Here is a 3679-nt window from a genome sequence, read left to right as displayed (position 1 = left end):
GATTTATCGCGCCCAAGATTTCCCTTAACGCCGCATGCCAACACCAACGTCCGAATATCCACGTACGTTTCCGGTGTAGGGGCGCGATTCATCGCGCCCAAGAGATTACATAATGGACCGGATAGACAAAATGGACGGGATGGACGGGAATGCGCTAAGGCTCGCGCAGCTCACTGCTTACTCGTCCAAGGCTTCCAACAATTGTTGATCAACCTGATAGCCCCGTGCTTTCATCTTCTCCACCCGTTCCCGTGCCTGTTCTTTCTCACCCATCATGAGCTCTGCCACAGCCAGATTATAAAGGCTGTCCTCATGATTCGGCTGAAGCGCTAAAGCCTGTTTCCACGCTTCTACGGCACGGCTCAATTGCTGTGCTTCCCCATACAGAACCCCTACATTGTAGAGGGCTGTAACATTATGGGGATTGAGTTCTACACATCGCTGCCACGCTGCCAGCGCCTCCGCTTTTCGCCCTTCTTGGTTCAGGGCAAAGGCTAAGGCTTGCCAAGCACGCTCCGGATGGGGGTTGCCCGGTATGGCGGCTTTCAATGACTCAATGGAAGCGCGGCCATCCTGCTTCAGCGCGAGGAGTTGCGCCTTTACTTCATGGGCTTCATACCACGCCGGATAAATTTCCAGTGCCGCGTCCACGTGACGTTCTGCCTTCGCTATTTGATGCTGTGCGAGATAGCGTTGGGCGAAACGCAGATGTCTTTCGCCTCGGGTGCTTCTGCCGGCGCGGACCACAGCCGCCAACAAATTTTCGACAGGCGCAAAATCATCCTCTAATAAGGGCGCCTTCGTTCCGGCAATACGTTCATCCAAGCGTTCATCGGGGAGCAATTCGCCCACATAGTTATAGCGATCGCGCAGCTTCGGGCTGATGTCACTCAGGGGCGCAGCTCCTTTTGAACAAACGACCACAAAGGTATCACGCGTATGGGCGAGGCGGCCCGAATTATAGACTTGTACGTGGGGAAAAACCTGCCGGCAGGTCTTGACCATGGCAGCCAGGAAAGCGCCGGAATCGAAAACGTCGATCATATTAAACATGTACATGCCGTCGTCAGTCAGCAGCGTATAGAGGGCTTGTGTAAATTCAAGGGTAGTCAAATGAAAGGGTACCGTATAATCGTTGATGCTGTCGCCGAAAATATAATCAAATTTCTGAAAAGAGGGGTCTTTTTCCTTTCGCTGAATCATATCGCTGACCACATTGCGCGCATCGAGATCATAAATCTCCAGCTCGTGTTCCCGGGGCAAGCCAAAGGCGGCATAAGCGGCCTCTGTAACAGCCGGATCAATTTCCGCCACCGTAACGGCGCTGCCGGGACGTGCCCCCATCAGATAATGGGGGAAGGCATAGCCGCCGCCGCCAATGACAAAGGCGCGTACAGGCTCGCCGGGTCGGGTATGGGCGTCTAACACGCCTTCGTAAATCCATTCGTATTCGTAGAGCAGCAGCAGCGGGTCGCGCAAATCAATACGGGAATGGGCCAAGCGGTCGAGGCGGATTTCACGTAAGGATGTTTCTTCATCATCGGTAACCACCGTAATATGGGAATAGAGACTTTCCTTGTCATAGACTACGGTTGGATCTTCGGCGGAACGATAGCCCAAACCAAAAGAATAAGAAAAGAAGTTCGGTAAAGTGTAGAGGAAAAGGCAAAAGATGGCGGCCGTGCTGATTAAACCGGGGAGGGCGCTTATCCGTTTCCATCCATAGGGCAGCGCGGTCAAAGCAAGGGCAAGGGCAACTGCCAGAGTCAGGGGGATACTGCCCAATACTTCAATCAAGAAGAAACCGCTGAGAAAGGTGCCCGCTATAGCGCCTACGCTGCCCCAAGCATAGAGGAGCCCCAAGGCATTGCCCGGATGGTCCTCGTGTTGGAGCAGGCGGCGCGCCACCATGGGACTGACCATACCCATGAAAAAGCAAGGAACCAAACATACGACCGACATTTGAATGAAAATTTGGGTAGGCCACGAGAGATCGGAGAGCAGCCAAGACTGAGTACGGGCTTCCGCAAGGAGCCGGTTCATGAAAGGACTCAAGGCGACGGCAAGAGCGGCGGCCGTAAAGACCACCGTCAAATTGCTTCTGTCCCGCCAGCGATCAGCGATACGGCCCCCGCTATAGTTGCCTAAGCAGATGCCCGCCAAGACTACACCGATAACGGTTGTCGCCGTATAGAGCGACCCGCCGAATTCCCGCGCCGCAACGCGCATCATGGCCAACTCAAATCTCATAAAAGCCGCATTGGAAAGAAAGACCGTTGCCGCTGCGGGCACGAAATGAAACCACCGCGGCGGCGTGGCGGGCAGCGATGAGGACACGGCCTCTTGCTGCGTATCGTCGGAGGCGGCGCCTCTTTTTTTGCTGAGAATCCAAAAGAGTAAACTTAAAGCCGCCAAACCCAAGGCTGACAGAAAAAGAATGGCAGAGACGCCCAGTACCGTGACCAAGTAAAAGCCGGTTAAAAAGGTACCGATGAGACTCCCCATAACGCCCCACGCGAACATGCTGCCCACTGTACGTCCCGTTTCACGGCCCCAATCCAATGCCCATTTCACGACGACGGGATGGATCATGCCCAAGAGCAGGGCAGGCGCTAAAAATACAAAGAGAATATGGAGGACAATGCGGGCGGTCCAGGGCAGCGTCAAGAAAGGAACCACAAGACCGGAAAGATAATTCAAGGGTAGAATAACGGCGGCACTGCAGGCGCCTAAAAAGAAGAGGAGCGCCAGTGTGGGCAGCGCTGCGAAGCGGTCCGCCGTTTTCCCGCCCAAATAGTTGCCCACAGAAATACCGAGCATGAGCACACCAATAATTCCAGTCCAGGTATATAAAGACATGCCCACATGCCGGGCAATCAATTTGCCTGCCACTATTTCGAGGATCATAATGCAGGCACTCGAAAAGAATATGGTCAGACCGGGCAGGCGCAAGCCGGAACGGGACATGGCATGAGACATCGTCAATTCCTTTTATCCTAAGTTAATGTAGGGCGGGATCAAGGTTGGTTGTAGGTGTTTGATGGAAATTGTATCAAAACAAAGGCTATGGGGAAAGTATTGCGTAAAAAAGGGAAGCGGTAGGTTGAACGGGATGGACCGGATGGACTGGATGGACGGTAGCGCGATAAAGCTCGCGCACTACAAAAGATGCGGGATGCGGGTACCCGGGCCAACGTGCATAACGCAACGCGTCAATGACAGAAACGCCTCGGGCGCGATTCATCGCGCCCAAGAGATTACATTATGGACAGGATGGACAGGATGGACGGGATGGACATAATGGACAGGATGGACGGTAGCGCGATAAAGCTCGCGCACTACGAAAGATGCGGGATGCGGGTACCCGGGCCAACGTGCACAACGCAACGCGTCAATGACAGAAACGCCTCGGGCGCGATAAATCTCGCCCCTACAGGTGTTGATGGTTTTGTGATTATTTTTGTTTTTTCGTAATCCTCATAGTCTATAGCGTTTTTTGATGGCCCTGAGGATGCGGGTACTCGAGCCAACGCGCACAGCGCAACGCGTCAATGACAAAAACGCCTCGGGCGCGATTCATCGCGCCCAAGATTTCCCTTAACGCCGCGTGCCAACACCAACGCCCGAACATCCTTATGCGTTTCCGTTGTAGGGGCGCGATTCATCGCCCCCAAAAGTT

At 53.9% G+C, this 3679-nt stretch carries 1 protein-coding gene; it reads right to left on the bottom strand.

Annotation, left to right across the window (positions count from 1 at the left end; translation table 11 throughout):
- Positions 1-177 precede the first annotated feature (177 nt).
- Positions 178-2979 carry a fused MFS/spermidine synthase gene (locus tag GX117_12615; protein ID NLO34173.1) on the bottom strand — a complete coding sequence of 934 codons (2802 nt, stop codon included), beginning with the start codon at positions 2977-2979 and terminating at the stop codon, positions 178-180.
- Positions 2980-3679: the final 700 nt, after the last annotated feature.

Source organism: Candidatus Hydrogenedentota bacterium (assembly GCA_012523015.1).
Classification (GTDB): domain Bacteria; phylum Hydrogenedentota; class Hydrogenedentia; order Hydrogenedentales; family CAITNO01; genus JAAYBJ01.
The sequence above is the reverse complement of the archived record's forward strand: the minus strand, read 5'-3'. Positions and strand labels throughout refer to the sequence as shown.

Coding starts and splice junctions, on each gene's coding strand:
- GX117_12615 (NLO34173.1), bottom strand. CDS start 2,979: ATGTCTCATGCCATGTCCCGTTCCGGCTTGCGCCTGCCCGGTCTGACC.